This is a genomic window from Streptomyces sp. CGMCC 4.7035 (assembly GCF_031583065.1).
Classification (GTDB): domain Bacteria; phylum Actinomycetota; class Actinomycetes; order Streptomycetales; family Streptomycetaceae; genus Streptomyces; species Streptomyces yaanensis.
Window position 1 is genome coordinate 3,555,963 of sequence record NZ_CP134053.1, and the last position, 15,599, is coordinate 3,571,561.

Genomic DNA, 15,599 nt, shown 5'->3' on the forward strand with positions numbered 1-15,599 from the left:
CTTCGCGGGCGAGAGCTCGCGGGGGCCCTTTTCGCGTCGGTCGGAGGGGGTGTAAGCCTAAGCATGACAAATCGTGGCCGACCCACAGGGGCCGGGTGCGGCCCCTCGGTCCGCTCAGCCCGCGTCGGCCGCCGCGAAGGTCACCTCCGCCGTGTCGACGGTTCCCCCGCGGCGCCCGGGCGCGCTCTGCCACTTCCAGTAGAGGTTGGTGTGCGCTATCACCTGCTCCGGGGCCGGAGCGCCGTACGCGGTGAGGTCCTCCGTCGTGTGGGCGTCGCCGACCAGCGTCACGTCGTACCCCCGAACGAAGGCTCCGTGGAGGGTCGAGCGGATGCACGCGTCGGTCTGGGCGCCCGTGACGACGAGCCGCCCCACCCCGCGCTCGGCGAGCACCGCCTCCAGTTCCGTGTCCTCGAACGAGTCGCCGTAGAGTTTGTGGACGAGAGGCTCCTCGTCGCGGCGCACCAGCTCAGGCACGTACTGCCAGTCCTCGCTGTCCCGCTTGAGCCCGTCGTCGGAGTGCTGCACCCAGACCACGGGCACGTCCTCCGCGCGCGCCTTGTCGACCAGGGTGTTGATGTTCGCGATCACGCTGTCGCGGTGAGCGGCGCCCGCCACCACCCCGTTCTGGACGTCGATGACGAGCAGCGCCGTGTTCGGCCGGTCGGGCAGGGTCGTCATGGGAGCTCCTGTTTCTCGCCGCTGATCCTCTGTTGGCCCCACCGTAGACGGGGCCACTGACAATGGCCCCGTCCACCGTGGGCGGGCCGTCAGCGCAGCAGGTCGGCGAGGCGCCGCCAGGCGGCGCGCGGGAGGGAGTCGCCGGGCTGGTCGTCGACCACCTGAAGGGCCACATGGTCCGCGCCCGCCGCATGGAAGGCCTCGATCCGTTGCCGGATCCGGTCGTCGTCGCCCCAGGCGAACAGCGCGTCGACCAGGCGGTCGCTGCCGCCGTCCGCGAAGTCCTCCTCCGTGAAGCCGAACTGCGCAAGGGCGTTCGTGTAGTTCGGCAGCTCCAGGTAGAAGGCCAGAACGCCGCGGGCCTTGGCTCGGGCGCTGTCCGGGTCCGTGTCCAGGACCACCTTCGTCTCCGGCGCGAGCAGCGGAGCGGCGCCCAGGATCCCCCGGGCCCGGGCGGTGTGCTCGGTCGTGACCAGATACGGGTGCGAGCCGGCGGTCCGGTCGCGGGACAGCTCCAGCATCTTCGGGCCGAGCGCGGCCAGGACGCGGCGCCCGGCGGGGACGCCGGCGGCGTCGAGGGCGTCCAGATAGCCGACCATCGCCGAGTACGGGCGCTGGTACCGGTCCGTCATTTTCGCGTGGCTGACGCCGAGTCCGAGCAGGAAGCGCCCGGGGCGGTCCGCCTCCAGTTCGGCGAAGCGCTCCGCGGTCTCGGCGGCCTCGTACTGCCAGATGCTCTGGATGCCGGTGGCCACGACGAGATGCGAGGTCGCCTCGATCAGCGGCACCGCGTGGCGCACTCCGGTACTGCCGCCCAACCAGACGGCGCCGAAACCGAGTTCCTCCAGTTCGGCGGCGGCCTCGGCCAGTTCGCCGCGCCGGTCCGGGTCCTCCGAACGCAGCCCCATACTCCAGATGCCGTGCCGTCCGACGGTCTCCTTCAGGGAGCTTCCGCGCTCCGTGCTCGTCTCGTCGCCCATCGGTTCCGATCCCTCCGTACTCGGTGTCGCGTCGTGTTCGTGGATCACTTGGATGACAGCAGAGCCCAACGGGTGGCCGATGCGGCGTATTCCACGCCGGACGTACTCCGCAGGGGTCACATGAGTCCAACGGTCCGTGGCGGAGCGAACACATGGCGCGCCCGGTGCGCCGCCGCCGCCTTCGTGGCGGCCGGCCGGGGTGACGTGCCGGAATCCCGGGCGAGGGCGTACCGGTGCAGGGAGCACGTCTCGCAGGTGTCGTCCCAGTCGGGCAGTCGTTCCGTGTGCTTCGTCGCGAGATGCTCACCGAGCCGGATCTGCGTCCCCGGCACGCCGTCCGCGAAGTCCCGTTGTGTGCCCTGCTCGCCGCTCAGCCGCAACTCGGCCATGACGCCCTGGAGATGCCGCGTCGCCTCGTACAGCCGGACACATACGCCGCAGTCCCACATCCAGGCCGGCAAGAGTGGCCACTGGTCCGCGAGGGACAGGTCGTCGGCGCTCATACCGGTCACCGTAGTGGCGGGCCGTGGGGAGGGCGGCGGATCGAACCAAGTTCACCCCGAGGGGGACGGGTTCCTCCGGCGGCCGCCCCCGTCGCGTGCAGGGCCTGCCGTCGGCCGAGGTCTTCACTTCATCCGCGCATGACATGCCCCTTGACTTCACAGGACGCCCGCGCGACATTCCCTGACACCGCATCAGAAAACGAGGCAGCGCTCCTCGGGAGTGCCGCACGGCACCGAGAGCACTCGCGCAGCACCGCACGGCCCTCACCGTCCCTCGGCATCCTGGAGCGATCTGTCATGCCCACAAGCGCGGAACCGGCCAGACCCACCGCATTCCCCGTGACGGCCGGACCGTCGCGCCGACAGGTGCTCGGCGGTGCCGGCGTCGGTCTCGCGCTCGCGGCCGGGCTGTCTGCGGCCGCCGACCCGGCACGGGCGGCCGACCTGCCCCCGCTCGGCACGTACGACGTCGTCGTGATCGGCTCCGGTGCGGCGGGCATGACCGCCGCGCTGACGGCCGCGCACCAGGGTCTGAGCTGCGTCGTCGTGGAGAAGGCGGCCACCTTCGGCGGGTCGGCGGCGCGCTCCGGGGCCGGCATCTGGATCCCGAACAACCCGGTCATCCTGGCCGCGGTCGTCCCCGACACCCCGGCGAAGGCGGCCGCCTATCTCGCGGCGGTCGTCGGCCCGGACGTCTCCGCGGCGCGGCAGCAGGCCTTCCTCGGCCACGGGCCCGCCATGATCTCCTTCGTCATGGCCCACAGCCCGCTGCGCTTCCGCTGGATGGAGGGGTACAGCGACTACTACCCCGAGCTGCCGGGCGGACTGCCCGGCGGCCGCTCCATCGAACCCGACCAGCTCGACGGGAACATCCTCGGCGCCGAACTCGCCCACCTCAACCCGCCGTACATGGCCGTCCCGGCCGGCATGGTGGTCTTCAGCGCCGACTACAAATGGCTCACCCTGTCCGTCGTCAGCGCCAAGGGGACAGCTGTCGCCACCGAGTGCCTCGCCCGGGGCACCAAGGCCGCGCTCCTCGGCCAGAAGCCCCTCACCATGGGGCAGTCGCTGGCGGCCGGGCTGCGCGCGGGGCTGCTCGCCGCGAACGTGCCCGTCTGGCTGAACACCCCGCTCACCGACCTCCACGTCGAAGGGGGCGCGGTCACGGGAGCCGTCGTGACACGCGACGGTACGCCCGGTCTGCTCCGGGCCCGGCGCGGGGTGATCGTCGGCTCCGGCGGCTTCGAGCACAACGCGGCCATGCGCGCGCAGTACCAGCGCCAGCCCATCGGCACCGCGTGGACCGTGGGCGCCCAGGAGAACACCGGCGACGGCATCCGCGCGGGCGAGCGGGCCGGCGCCGCGCTCGACCTGATGGACGACGCCTGGTGGGGCCCGGCGATCCCGCTGCCCGGCGAGCCCTACTTCTGCCTCGCCGAACGCACCTTGCCGGGCGGCTTGTTGGTGAACGCGGCCGGCGCCCGTTTCGTCAACGAGGCCGCCCCGTACAGCGACGTCGTCCACACGATGTACGACCGCAACGCGACCGCCCCGGACATCCCGGCCTGGCTGATCGTCGACCAGAACTACCGCAACCGGTACCTCTTCAAGGACGTCGCGCCCACCTTCACGTTCCCCGACGCCTGGTACGGCTCCGGCGTCGCCCACAAGGCCTGGACGCTGGACGCGCTGGCCGGGCAGATCGGCGTGCCCGCGGCCGCGCTGCGCGCCACCGTCGACCGCTTCAACTCCCTCGCGCTCAGTGGCAAGGACGCCGACTTCCATCGCGGCGACAGCGCGTACGACCACTACTACACCGACCCCGCGGTCACCCCGAACTCTTGTCTGGCACCGCTGTGGCTGGCCCCGTACTACGCTTTCAAGATCGTCCCGGGCGACCTGGGCACCAAGGGCGGCATGCGCACGGACGCCCGCGCGCGCGTGCTGCGCGCGGACGGCTCGGTGATCCCCGGTCTGTACGCGGCCGGGAATGCCAGCGCCGCCGTGATGGGGCACAGCTACGCGGGCGCGGGCTCGACGATCGGTCCCGCGATGACCTTCGGGTACATCGCCGCCCTGGATCTCGCGGCCGGGGCGTGAGGGCCGGGGTGAACGAGAGAGGGTACGAGCAGAGGGTACGAAGGGAGAGGGCGCAAAGGCGTAGCAACGGGTTCATATAGGCTGCTCGCTTCGGTTTCCAGTCCGCGAGTGCCCGGGAGAGTTCCCTGTGACCGTAGCGATCGTCCCGTCCGAAGCGGCCGGTTCGCCCGACGAGGACAGGCCCGCAGAACACATGTCCGCCGGCGGCGGGCCGGCCGTCGAGGAGGCTTCCGGAGACGGAGGGTTCTGGGTCGAGCCGGGAGCGGCCGGCGAGGCGGCCCCGTCTTCGGTGGAGCCGGGGGTGGACGGGGCGGCGCCCCCGTCTTCCGCGGAGCCCGAGGTGGCCGTGGCGGCGGTCCCGTTTTCCGTGGAGCCCGAGGTGGCCGAGACCGTGGCGCGCGACGCCCGTGAGTTCGGGGTGTACGCGCGCACCGGCGGCTGGGCGTTCGCGCTGAAGGTGGCGCGCAGCGTGCGGCCCGGCGGGCAGCCGGCGGGGGGAGACCCCGAAGATCTCCGCCAAGCGGTTCGCCGAGCTGGCGGGGTGCTCCGCGGAGCGGGTCATGCGCTACTACAGGGCGTGGGACAAGGCCGCCGACGACGGTCTCGTTCCGCACTTCGAGATCCTGGTCCCGGGCCAGGACATCGAACTGCCGGACTCCGACGCGTGGCTCTCGTACTACGCCTCCCGCTCCAGCGCGTCCTCCGAGCGCGGGACCGCGATCGCCGCGGCGGCCGAGGCCGAGGGCATCCGGCCGACCAAGGCGCTGGAGGTCGCCGAGAACCCCACCGCACTGCGCGCCGCGATCCTTGCCGACCCCGCGACCGCCCACACCGCCCGGGCCGCGCTCCTCGACCGGCTGAAGGAGGACCCGGTCCTCCAGACCGGGCTGGCCCGTGACATCGCCCGCACCGACGAACTGAAGAAGGCCGTGGCCAGCGAGTCCCGGACCGCGGACCGTATCGGCTATGTCCGCCAGATCGTCGAGAACGGCCAGGTCAAGACCCCCGCCGGGCAGACGATCGACGCACCGGCCGCCCTGCGCGCGGAGGCCGAGCGTCATCTGTCCCTCATCGACGAGCTGGACGACGGCGAAGAGGCCGGACAGTGGGCCACGGAGGCCTACGACACCGTGAAGGAACTCGTCGTCCAGACGGTCGAGTCCGATCCCGAACTGCGCCTCCAGGAGCGCCGGACGAAGTTCTACAGCGGCCTGCAGCGGGCGACGAAGGTCTTCGAGGAGCTGACCTTCGAGGACGCCGACGAGCTCGACGACCTGTACGAGGACGACATGCTCCAGCGCCTCGAGGAACTCCAGTCGGCCATCGGCACGTGCATCGCGGCCCTCCGCAAGGCGGCACCGGCGCGGCCGTGACGTGCGGCGGCCTCCGGGGTCCCTGGTCCCGCCGGGCGTCGGGCGCCGGGCGTCGGGCGCGGGGGCCCTGGGCCCCCGCGTGCGCGTAGGAGCACGCATGCTCCCGCTCGCGGGCCGCGCACGTTCTCGGCGAAGGCGAAGGCGAAGGCGAAGGCGAAGACGACGGCGACGGCCAGGCTGAGGGTGTGCTTCGCGTGGGGCCTGGTCCGCCCCGCGCCGCCCCGTCACCCCGGACGACTGGGCGGAATGCCGACGCCCCCTATCGGGCGTAACGTCCGATATTGGGTGATGTATGCACCCTGCAGCGCGACACGGGCGCACGTGCCCCGTCCGGCGGGCCGCCGCCCGCCACGACACCGGACCGGAGGACGCCATGTCCGGGATCGACGAGCCACCGGGTGGCGCCGGGTCACTGGACGACGCGCTCGGGGCGGGACTGGCCGACACCGTGCGTCGCACCGGTGCCTCCATCGGCGGCCTCTACCTGATCGACGAGCGGCGGGCGGCGCTGCGACTGGTAGCGCTGTGCGGCCTGCCCGTCGAATTCTCCGCCCCGTGGCAACGTCTGCCGCTCACCGCTCCCGTGCCGGTCGCCGACGCCATCCGCGAGGACCGGCTCGTCTGGGTCGGCAGCCAGGCCGACATGGCCCTCCGCTACCCGCGCGCCGCCGCCGTCCTGCCCTACCGGTTCGCTCTCGCCGCGATCGCGCTGTCCGGGGTGCGCCGCTGCTGGGGCGGAATCGTCCTGATGTGGCCCGCCGACCACCCACGTGAGGCCACGTCCCGCGAACGCGACCGCATCACCTCCAGTGCCCGCCGGCTGACCCGCCTCCTCGACGACGCCCCCCGGCCGCCCGCCCTGCCCGACCAGCCGCGCCTCGTTTCCCTCGACACCCCCCGTCACCCCGTCCAGACCGGACTGGCCGCCGCCGACTACCTCGAACGGCTCCCGGAGGGCGCCCTGGCCCTCGACCTGGAGGGCCGGATCACCTTCCTCACCACCACAGCCGCCCACCTGCTCGGCAGCAGCGCGGACCGGTTGCTGGGCACCCGGCCCTGGCAGTCGCTGCCCTGGCTCGACGACCCCGTGTACGAGGACCGGTACCGCACCGCGGTCGTCAGCCGCGCCCCGCAGTCCTTCACCGCCCTGCGCCCACCCGATCACCGGCTCACCTTCCAGCTCCACCCGGACGCCAGCGGCATCAGCGTCCGCATCACCTCGTACGGAGAACAGACCGTGCCCAGCCTGCCGTCAGCGGGCGCGCAGCACACCGAGGTGGCGCCGACCGGCCGCCTGTATCAGCTGGTCCACCTGGCCGCCGCGCTCGCCGAGACGGTCACCGTGCGCGACGTCGTCGACTTGGTCGCCGAGCAGATCCTGCCCGCGTTCAGCGCCCAGGGCCTGATGCTGTCGGTGGCCGACGCCGGACGCCTGACCATCACCGGTCATCACGGTTATCCGCCCGAGGTCGTAGAACGCGTCGACGGGCTGTCGCTGGACACCGACCTCACTCCGGCCGGCCAGGTCCTCGACAGCGGCACCCCGGCCTTTTTCTCCAGCCCGGCCGAGCTGGCCGTCAGCCATCCCGGGGCTACCCGGATCACCGACAAGCAGGCCTGGGCCTTCCTCCCGCTGATCATCACCGGACGGCCCGTGGGCTGCTGCGTCCTGTCCTACGACCAGCCCCACACCTTCACCGCCGACGAGCGGGCCGTCCTCACCTCACTGGCCGGTCTCATCGCCCAGGCCCTGGACCGCGCCCGGCTCTACGACGCCCAACACCACCTCGTGCACGGCCTCCAGCAGGCGCTCCTGCCGCGCGCCCTGCCCACCGTGGCGGGCCTCGACGTGGCCGCCCGCTACCTGCCCGCCAGCCACGGGTTCGATGTCGGCGGCGACTTCTACGACCTGCTGCGTCTGGACGACACCGCCGCCGGCGCGGTCATCGGCGACGTCGAGGGCCACAACATCGCCGCGGCCGCCCTCATGGGTCAGGTACGCACCGCCATCCACGCCCACGCGGCCGCCGGCGCACCGCCGGACGAGGTCCTGGCCCGCACCAACCGGCTCCTGACCGACCTGGAGTCCGACCTGCTCGTCTCCTGCCTCTACGCCCACCTGGACCTGGCCCGCCACGAGGTCACCCTCGCCACCGCCGGCCATGTCCCGCCGCTGCTCCGCCTCGCCCCCCATCACGCCCGCGTCCTCGACATCGAGCCCGGGCCGCTGCTGGGCATCGACACCAACGCCCGGTACCCGGTCACCGCCGTTCCCATGCCCGCGGACGCGACCCTGGCCCTCTACACCGACGGCCTCGTGGAGGTCGCCGGCGGCGATTCCACACAGATCACCGCCGACCTCGTCCAGCACCTGGCCGATGCCGACGACCAGGACCTGGAAGACCTGATCGACCGCCTTGTCCACCGCGCCTGGCCCACCGGCCGACACACCGACGACATCGCTGTGCTCCTCCTGCGCGCCAAGGGCACCCAGTCGGGAACGAGCCGATCAGCGTGAACGGGCCGACCGGAGGAAACGAGTCGACCGGAGGAAACGAGCCGATCAGAGGGAAGGCCGTGAGGCCCAAGGCCGGCAAGGGCGAAGCCCCGGCGCGCACCGACGGGCGCCGGGCCCACGCCGACTACACCGGCGGTGTCTACGGATCGATGCTCGCCGCCTCCGTGGTGGTGGGCGTCGGCTCGGTGGGCCCGTTCCAGCGTGGGGAACTGGTGCTGCTGCTGTTGATCACCGGAGTCGTGTTCTGGATCGCGCATGTACACGCCCAGCTGTTCGGCGCGCGCCTGGCGCAGCAAGGGCTGGACCGCCGGACCGTCCTTCACGTGTGCCGTGAGGAATGGCCGATCGTCAAGGCCGCCGTACCGCCGGCCGCCGCCGTGGCGGTCAGCCCGCTGCTGGGCCTGGACCTGCAAGGTACGGCCTGGCTGGCGCTCTCCGTGGCCGTGGCCGGGCAGATGGGCTGGTCGGCGGCGGCGGCCCGCCATGCCGGTGCCTCCTGGCGCCTCGTGGCCGCCACCGCCGCGGTCAACCTCCTGATCGGGCTGCTGGTCATCATGTTGAAAGTCGTCGTGAAGGACTGACGCCGGCGGTCCCGCGCCGTGCCACGGGATCACCTCCGCCAGGTGAGGCCGGGCGATGGGCCAAGGCGGACGATGGCAGGGAAAGGCGCAGTTCATCTGCCCCAAGCCACCCGCGGAAGAGCAGCTCATGCGCTACGAGATTCGCGTCGACGGGCACATGTCGGACACGCTGACCAAGGCCTTTCCGGAGCTGGAGCACGTACTGATGTCCGGTCAGACCGTTCTGTTCGGCCCTGTCCTCGATGAGACGCACCTCTACGGACTGTTGACCCGCCTGCAGTCGTTGGGGCTGTGCGTCGTGGAGATGCGTCGACTGCCGGAGTGACCGGACGGTGGGACGGCGGCGCGGACGCCGCGCGGACACCGGTGGCCGCCCCGTGGCCCACTCCCTCACCCGTCATGGGTGACCCGGCATCCGCCGGCGCCCGGAAATCCGGCCGCAAGAGGCCGCGCACGACGGCCCGCACAACGGCCCCGCTCGCCGCCCCCGCACGCCGCGGATTCTGCCGCCGGTGAAACGCATCGCGTTCTGCTCCCCAGTACACCCGCTCACCCGACTCGGGTGAGGCTGCCCGGTCCTCCCCATGCGCACCCTGAGGACGGCACGGCCGCAGCAGGGCGAACGCCCGGGACGGAGACAGAAATGGTCACGCAGATGTACCTCGCGTACGACTACCCACTGATGAGCGCCTTCTGGACGATGCTGTGGTTCTTCCTGTGGGTCATGTGGTTCGTCCTGCTCTTCCGGGTCGTCGTCGACATCTTCCGCGACGACTCCATGAGTGGCTGGGCCAAGGCGGGCTGGCTGGTGTTCGCCATCGTGCTGCCGTTCATCGGCGTCTTCGCCTACGTCGTCGCGCGGGGCAAGGACATGGGGCGTCGCGAGGCGGCACAGGCACGCGCGCAGCAGGAGGCCTTCGACGCCTACATCCGTGAGGCGGCGGGCGCCGAGGGTCGTCCCGGCACCGTCGACGCGCTCGCCAAGCTGTCCGAGATCCGCTCCCGCGGCGACATCACGGACGAGGAGTTCCGCAGGGCGAAGGAGTTGGTCCTGACGGGGCACGGGCCATCGGACCGTTCGACCTCCGCCGGCTCCACCTCCACCTCCGGTCCCTGAGTGCGCGCGAGGAGACCGAAGGGGAGACGGGAGAAGTACGCCCGATGAGCCAGAGCGCCACCGCGTCCGACGATCGCGGAGTTCGTTCCGAGGCAGGTGATGCACCTTCAGCAGATCCTGAGCGGCTTCCCACTGATCTCAGCGACGCAGACGGACTGACGCCGGTCACCCTGGTCACCCGACCAGGGCGGTGATTCCCTGCCACCGGGGCCGAATGCCTACGCCCGCCACGACCCCCGCACCCCTGTCGCCCCCGCCCCGCAGGCTCTTGTGCGGCCACGCTCACCTGGTCGGCATGAAGATCTCACATGTCGGGCACGCCTGGATTCATGCCTGTGCCATGTGCCTGTCCCTGTCGGCGGGATGGCGTGTATGCGACCTTCGTCATCAGACCGGAGAAGGCGTGCGGGGCAAGGAGGGAGCAACGGAGATGGAGGTAGGCGTCCTCGGGCCGCTCGTGGTGGCGGTGAACGGCAGGTCCCTCGTGCCGAGTGCGGCCAAGCCGCGGCAGGTGCTCGCGCTGCTGGCGGCCAACCTCGGGCGGCATGTCTCCCTGGACGCCATCGTCCGGGAACTGTGGGACGACATGCCTCCCGGACGCCCTACGGGGGTCGTACAGACGTATGTGAAGCAGTTGCGGCGTGGCCTCGCCCTGGCGCTCGACCCGCTCGGCGGGCCCGACCCCAAGGAGCTGCTGAGCCGTACGCACACCGGATACGTCCTGGACGTGCCGGCCGCCGAGACCGACGGGCGCGCCTTCGAACGGCTGGCGGTGGACGGTCAGCGGGCCCTGGCCCGGCAGGAGGCCGCCGAGGCCGCGGTGCTGCTGGACCGCGCGCTGGACCTGTGGCGGGGCCCCGCCCTCGTGGACGTACGGACCGGGCCGGTGCTGCGCACCGAGACACGACGGCTGGACGAGATGCGCCGCACCGCCCTCGAACACCGGGCAGGTGCCTATCTGTTGCTCGGGCGGCATACCGAACTCCTCGGGGAGCTGGGTGCCATGACGGCGCATTATCCGCTCCAGGAGAGTCTGCATGCTCTGCTGATCGTTTCCCTGCACCGTTCCGGCCGCTCCGGCGAGGCCCTGGAGGCCTTCCGGCGGCTACGCGCCGCGCTGGTGAACGAGCTCGGCATCGAGCCCTCGCACCGGCTCCAGCGGCTGCACCACGCAATCCTTCGCGACGACCCCGAACTCGCATCGCCCGCCTCCGGTTTGGCTGTTTTTTAGCGGTCGGCCCCACCCTTGAGGCGTGCCTGCCGGGGCCCGCTCCACCATGTGCCGTGGTGTCCGGCCGGTCGGGCAGCCGATCCGCCCGCGCCCGCACTCCGGGGCCGGACGACCGCTGCCCCTCCGGCCGCCCGCCCGCGGCCGCGGTGCGAGCCGGCCTCGGCAGGCGTCCTCACATCGGACGAGCCCGAGGCGGAACGGAATGACGCGTTACCTGTCCCAGACTGCACCGTCCGGCATGGACGACGACGCCGGACTGCGGCTGTTCTGCTTCCCGTACGCGGGCGGCGGCGCCTCCGCGTACCGGCGCTGGCAGCGAGGCCTCGACGCGCACGGCGCCGGCGCCCGTGTGTTGCCGGTCCAACTGCCCGGCCGCGAGGGCCGGATGACCGAGCCCAGGTTCACCGACCTGCACGCGCTCGTCGCCGACCTGGACGAGCAGCTCGACGACGAACTCGAGCATCCGCACGTGTTCTACGGGCACAGCATGGGTGCCCTGATCGCCTACGCCCTCACCCGCCGCCGCCAGCTGCGCGGCGCCCCCCTCCCGCTCGCCGTGGCGCTGAGCTCCTACCGCGCCCCTCATCTGCCCGCCCCGAACATCGCCGACCCGGGCGCCAGCGACGAGGAACTGGTCGCGGGACTCGCCGAGTTGGGTGGTATCCCGCGGGTGATCATGGAGCACCCCGACTTCCTGGCGGCGCTGCTGCCCATCGCTCGTGACGACCTGCTGCTGTGCACCGCCGGCTTCGGTCCGGAGTCCGAGCCCGTAAGGGTGCCGCTGCACCTGTTCGTCGGCGCCCGGGACCGGCTGGTGTCGGTGCCGGAGGTGGTGGCCTGGCGGCGGCACGCCGGACGCGGCTGCGAGATGCGGGTGCTGCCCGGTGGGCACTTCTTCATACGGGCCCACGAGGACGCGTTCCTGCACGAACTCGCCGCCCTGCTCCGCCGGTACGCCCACGCGCCCGTCCTCGCCGACGCGCTGTCCGCCTGACCGGCCCGGAGCAGGAGAGACGAATTGATGAAAATCCATCAGGAAACCTTCACCGAGCGCGTGTTGACCCGGGCCGGGGACCGCGGCGACGCGGAGGCTTTCGCCTTCGTGCGTCCGCACGGCACCGACCGGCTGACGTACGCCGAACTCGACCGGCGGGCCATGGGCATCGCCTCGTGGCTGCAGGACCGTGGCCTGGCCGGCCGGCAGGTCCTGCTGCTGCACCCCTCGGACCTGACCTTCGTGACCGCGTTCGTCGGCTGTCTGTACGCCGGCGCCGTCGCCGTGCCCGCACCCCTCCCGACCGACCGCGAACGCCACTTCGAGCGGCTTTCCCGCATCGCCGCCGACGCCCGCGTCGGCGCGGTTCTGACCACCGCCGACCACGTCGACGCCCTGCGCGACCGGCTGCACACCCAGGACCCCGTCCCCTGCCTGGCCACCGACGCCGGCCAGGTCGGCGACCCGGCCCGGTGGCGCGCCCCCGCACTGCGCCCCGACGACCTGGCCTTCCTGCAGTACACCTCGGGCTCGACCAGCGCCCCCAAGGGCGTCATGGTCTCCCACCGCAACCTGATGGCCAACGAGGCGGCCATCCAGCGCGCCCTCGGCTCGGGCAGCCGCTCCTGCTTCGGCAGTTGGCTGCCCCTCTACCACGACATGGGTCTCATCGGGCACGTCCTGCAACCGCTGTGGCTGGGCGCCCGGGCCGCGCTGATGGACCCCGCCGACTTCATGCGCCGGCCGGCCGTCTGGCTGGAGATGATCGGCGACCACGGGGTGACGATCGGCGCCGCGCCGAACTTCGCGTACGACATGTGCGTACGGCGGGTGAAGGACGCCGAGCTCGACCGGCTGGACCTCTCGAGCTGGGAGAGCGCCTGCAACGGGGCGGAGCCCGTGCGGGCCGACACCATCGAGGCGTTCACCCGGCGCTTCGCCACCGCGGGCTTCCGGCCGGAGGCCTTCTTCCCCTGCTACGGCATGGCGGAGACCACGCTGCTGGTGTCCGGCACCCCCCGCGGCACCCGGCCCGCCACCCGCAGCGTCGACCCGGCTGCCCTGGAGACCGGCGTGCTCGCCGAGCCGGACCCGCAGCGGCCGGGACGGACCCTGGTGAGCAGCGGAGTCGTGCACGCCGAGGACTTCGAGGTGCGGATCGTCGACCCGGACACGGCACACGGCGTGCCCGCCGGCCGGGTCGGGGAGATCTGGGTACGCGGGGCAAGCGTGGCCGAGGGCTACTGGGCCCGCCCGGACGCCACGGCCGAGACCTTCGGGGCCCGACTGACCGACCAGGAGGAGACCGATGGATGGCTGCGGACGGGTGACCTGGGCGCGCTCGTCGACGGGCACCTGTATGTCACCGGGCGGCTCAAGGAGATGATCCTCGTCAACGGCCGGAACATCTATCCGCACGACGTGGAGTCCACCGCCCGCTCGACGGACCGGGCGCTGGGCACCGGGGCCGCGTTCGCCGTGCGGTCGGCCCGCGGCGGGCGGGAGCGGCTGGTGGTGGTCCTGGAGACGACCGGCCTCGGCGGAGGTCCGACCGGTGCGCAGGAGTGGGCGCCGGAGCTGGTCGAGCGCGTCCAGGCCGCGGTCACCGCGGAGTTTGCGGTACCGGCGGGCAACGTGCTGCTGGTCGCCCCCGGCACCGTACGGCGCACCACCAGCGGGAAGATCCAGCGCACCCTGATGCGGCGGCTTTTCCTGACGGGAGGGTTCGAGGAGCGGACGCTGTACGCCGTCGTCGAGCCGGAGGTGCGGGAGCTGATCGGCCCCGCGCCGGTGACCGTGTGACCCCTGCGCACGAGCAAGGGCGCCCCGCCTGTGCGGGGCGCCCTCTTCGTCGTACGGACTGGGGTGTCGAGGGTTCAGGCGCCCCCGCCCAGCGGGGAGCCGTCGGCAACCGGCGTCGTCCCGTGGTCCGGACGCGTAGGTCCGGGCAGCAGCAGGCCGGACAGCATTGCGCCCACGGTGACGATGACGGCGGCCGCGACGAAGCCGTTCGGGGCGGCGTCCTCGATTCCCGTCGGGCCGCCGGATCCGCGGGCGAGTACAGTGCCGACCACGGCGACGCCCACCGCGTTGCCCAGCTCCTGCATGGTGTCGTTGAGGGCGGCCGCGTTGCCGGAGCGCTCCGGCGGTACGAGGCTCACCACCGTGTCGGTGGCCGGGGCGAGTGCCAGCCCGACGCCGACGCCCATGAGGGACAGACCGGCCAGTATGCCGGGGTAGGCGGGGGTCAAGGCGAGCACGAGGATGCCCGCCGCGCCGAGCGCCAGGCCCGCCGTCACCCCGCCGCGCGGGCCGGTACGCCGGGCCAGCGCCGGCGAGACTGCGGAGCCGAGCCCGACCGCGACGGCGACCGGGGCGACGGCGCATCCGGCCCGCAACGGGCCGTAGCCCAGGCCGTACTGGAGGTACTGGGTCAGCACGAACAAGGTGCCCGCAAGGCCACTGAACAGCAGCATGTTCCCGGCGCTCGCGCCGAGGAAGACCGGCCGGCGCAGCAGCGCGAAGTCCACCATCGGGGTCGCGTGCCGCCGCTCCCACGCGGCGAACGCTGCCCCCGCGACCAGCGCCGCGCCGAACGCGCCCAGCACCGGCGCCGACGTCCATCCCTCGCCCGAGGCGTGGATGGCGCCGTACACCAAGCCCACCATGGCGGCCGCGCCCAGCAGCGCGCCCACCGGGTCCGCCGGCCGCGGCACCGGTGCGGCCGACTCCGGCAGTAAACGGGCGCCGGCGAGCAGGACCACGGTCACCGGCAGCAGGTTCACCAAGAACACCGAGCCCCACCAGAAGTGGGCTACGAGAGCCCCGCCGAGTACTGGGCCCGCGGCCACGCCCAGCGCCGAGGTGCTGCCCCACACCGCGATCGCCCTGGGCCGTTCGTGCGCCGGGAAGACGTCCACCAGGATCGACAGGGTGCCAGGCATGACCAGCGCGGCCGCCACCCCCATCAGGGCCCGGGCCGCCACCAGTTGACCGGCGCCCTGTGCGGTGAGCGCGACCAGGCTGCCGGCCCCGAACAGGGCCATGCCGAGCAGTGTGGCCCGTTTGCGGCCGTAGCGGTCGGACAGGGTGCCGGCGGTGAGCAGACAGGCGGCGAAGACGAGCGCGTATCCGTCGACGATCCACTGGGTCGTGCCGATGCCCGCGTCCAGGTCCCGCATCAGACTGGGCAGGGCGACGTTGAGCAGTCCGTTGTTGAGGATGATCACGAACAGGGCGAGGGACAGCAGGGCGAGCACCCACCACCGCCGCGGATCCGCCCGGTCCGTGCCGGGCGCGTTCTTCTCGTACGTCTCCCGCGTCTGCTGCATCAGCGTCCTTCCGTCACGCTCCCGAGGGGCGACACGGCGACGCACGCCCGCTCGCCGGCAGCAGCCTGGCGCCGGGCGCTGAAGCCTCGCTGAACCGGCCGACGCCGACGTCGGATCCCGGGCCGGGGCGGGGATTTAGCCGGGCCAAAGCACGGCTGCGGAGCATGCGGGACAGGCGCATCCCGGGTG

General features: G+C 72.4%; 12 protein-coding genes and 1 pseudogene. 9 read left to right on the forward strand and 4 right to left on the reverse strand.

Annotated elements, in window-relative coordinates; all coding sequences use genetic code 11:
• Positions 1–114: 114 nt before the first annotated feature.
• From Q2K21_RS15140 to Q2K21_RS15150, 3 genes are all read right to left on the reverse strand, one after another.
• Complete coding sequence (locus tag Q2K21_RS15140) at positions 115–681, reverse strand: cysteine hydrolase family protein (protein WP_310770943.1); 567 nt, start codon at positions 679–681, stop codon at positions 115–117.
• Between the two features lie 89 nt (positions 682–770).
• Positions 771–1,661, reverse strand: coding sequence for an LLM class F420-dependent oxidoreductase (locus tag Q2K21_RS15145; RefSeq protein WP_310770945.1), 891 nt, complete (start codon positions 1,659–1,661; stop codon positions 771–773).
• A gap of 116 nt (positions 1,662–1,777) precedes the next feature.
• Positions 1,778–2,164, reverse strand: coding sequence for a hypothetical protein (locus tag Q2K21_RS15150; RefSeq protein WP_310770947.1), 387 nt, complete (start codon positions 2,162–2,164; stop codon positions 1,778–1,780).
• A gap of 297 nt (positions 2,165–2,461) precedes the next feature.
• On the opposite strand from Q2K21_RS15150, the gene kstD reads away from it, so the two are divergent.
• From kstD to Q2K21_RS15195, 9 genes and pseudogenes are all read left to right on the forward strand, one after another.
• Positions 2,462–4,264 carry a 3-oxosteroid 1-dehydrogenase gene (kstD, locus tag Q2K21_RS15155; RefSeq protein WP_310770949.1) on the forward strand — a complete coding sequence of 601 codons (1,803 nt, stop codon included), beginning with the start codon at positions 2,462–2,464 and terminating at the stop codon, positions 4,262–4,264.
• A 127-nt stretch (positions 4,265–4,391) separates the two neighbouring features.
• A pseudogene (locus Q2K21_RS15160) lies at positions 4,392–5,637 on the forward strand (hypothetical protein).
• Between the two features lie 373 nt (positions 5,638–6,010).
• Complete coding sequence (locus tag Q2K21_RS15165; protein WP_310770951.1) at positions 6,011–8,155, forward strand: SpoIIE family protein phosphatase; 2,145 nt, start codon at positions 6,011–6,013, stop codon at positions 8,153–8,155.
• A 59-nt stretch (positions 8,156–8,214) separates the two neighbouring features.
• On the forward strand, positions 8,215–8,736 hold the full coding sequence (locus Q2K21_RS15170) for a hypothetical protein (RefSeq protein WP_310770953.1): 522 nt from the start codon (positions 8,215–8,217) through the stop codon (positions 8,734–8,736).
• 127 nt (positions 8,737–8,863) lie between these two features.
• Positions 8,864–9,061: a hypothetical protein gene (locus Q2K21_RS15175; RefSeq protein WP_310770955.1), complete on the forward strand. Its 198-nt coding sequence runs from the start codon at positions 8,864–8,866 to the stop codon at positions 9,059–9,061.
• A 318-nt stretch (positions 9,062–9,379) separates the two neighbouring features.
• Complete coding sequence (locus Q2K21_RS15180; protein ID WP_310770957.1) at positions 9,380–9,853, forward strand: SHOCT domain-containing protein; 474 nt, start codon at positions 9,380–9,382, stop codon at positions 9,851–9,853.
• A gap of 430 nt (positions 9,854–10,283) precedes the next feature.
• Entirely contained in the window at positions 10,284–11,084 is an 801-nt protein-coding gene (locus Q2K21_RS15185) for an AfsR/SARP family transcriptional regulator (RefSeq protein ID WP_310770959.1), read from the forward strand.
• Positions 11,085–11,286: 202 nt separating this feature from the next.
• Entirely contained in the window at positions 11,287–12,078 is a 792-nt protein-coding gene (locus Q2K21_RS15190; protein WP_310770961.1) for a thioesterase II family protein, read from the forward strand.
• A 27-nt stretch (positions 12,079–12,105) separates the two neighbouring features.
• A complete protein-coding gene (locus tag Q2K21_RS15195) occupies positions 12,106–13,881 on the forward strand; it encodes a fatty acyl-AMP ligase (protein ID WP_310770963.1) in 1,776 nt (591 codons plus the stop codon).
• A gap of 74 nt (positions 13,882–13,955) precedes the next feature.
• Here the strand turns inward: Q2K21_RS15195 and Q2K21_RS15200 are convergent, their stop codons facing one another.
• On the reverse strand, positions 13,956–15,410 hold the full coding sequence (locus Q2K21_RS15200; protein WP_310770965.1) for an MFS transporter: 1,455 nt from the start codon (positions 15,408–15,410) through the stop codon (positions 13,956–13,958).
• Positions 15,411–15,599 lie beyond the last annotated feature (189 nt).

What these genes read in the sequence shown, in the direction of transcription:
- Q2K21_RS15140 (WP_310770943.1), bottom strand. Translation starts at nt 681, where the DNA reads ATGACGACCCTGCCCGACCGGCCGAACACGGCGCTGCTCGTCATCGAC.
- Q2K21_RS15145 (WP_310770945.1), bottom strand. Translation starts at nt 1,661, where the DNA reads ATGGGCGACGAGACGAGCACGGAGCGCGGAAGCTCCCTGAAGGAGACC.
- Q2K21_RS15150 (WP_310770947.1), bottom strand. Translation starts at nt 2,164, where the DNA reads ATGAGCGCCGACGACCTGTCCCTCGCGGACCAGTGGCCACTCTTGCCG.
- kstD (WP_310770949.1), top strand. Translation starts at nt 2,462, where the DNA reads ATGCCCACAAGCGCGGAACCGGCCAGACCCACCGCATTCCCCGTGACG.
- Q2K21_RS15165 (WP_310770951.1), top strand. Translation starts at nt 6,011, where the DNA reads ATGTCCGGGATCGACGAGCCACCGGGTGGCGCCGGGTCACTGGACGAC.
- Q2K21_RS15175 (WP_310770955.1), top strand. Translation starts at nt 8,864, where the DNA reads ATGCGCTACGAGATTCGCGTCGACGGGCACATGTCGGACACGCTGACC.
- Q2K21_RS15180 (WP_310770957.1), top strand. Translation starts at nt 9,380, where the DNA reads ATGGTCACGCAGATGTACCTCGCGTACGACTACCCACTGATGAGCGCC.
- Q2K21_RS15185 (WP_310770959.1), top strand. Translation starts at nt 10,284, where the DNA reads ATGGAGGTAGGCGTCCTCGGGCCGCTCGTGGTGGCGGTGAACGGCAGG.
- Q2K21_RS15190 (WP_310770961.1), top strand. Translation starts at nt 11,287, where the DNA reads ATGACGCGTTACCTGTCCCAGACTGCACCGTCCGGCATGGACGACGAC.
- Q2K21_RS15195 (WP_310770963.1), top strand. Translation starts at nt 12,106, where the DNA reads ATGAAAATCCATCAGGAAACCTTCACCGAGCGCGTGTTGACCCGGGCC.
- Q2K21_RS15200 (WP_310770965.1), bottom strand. Translation starts at nt 15,410, where the DNA reads ATGCAGCAGACGCGGGAGACGTACGAGAAGAACGCGCCCGGCACGGAC.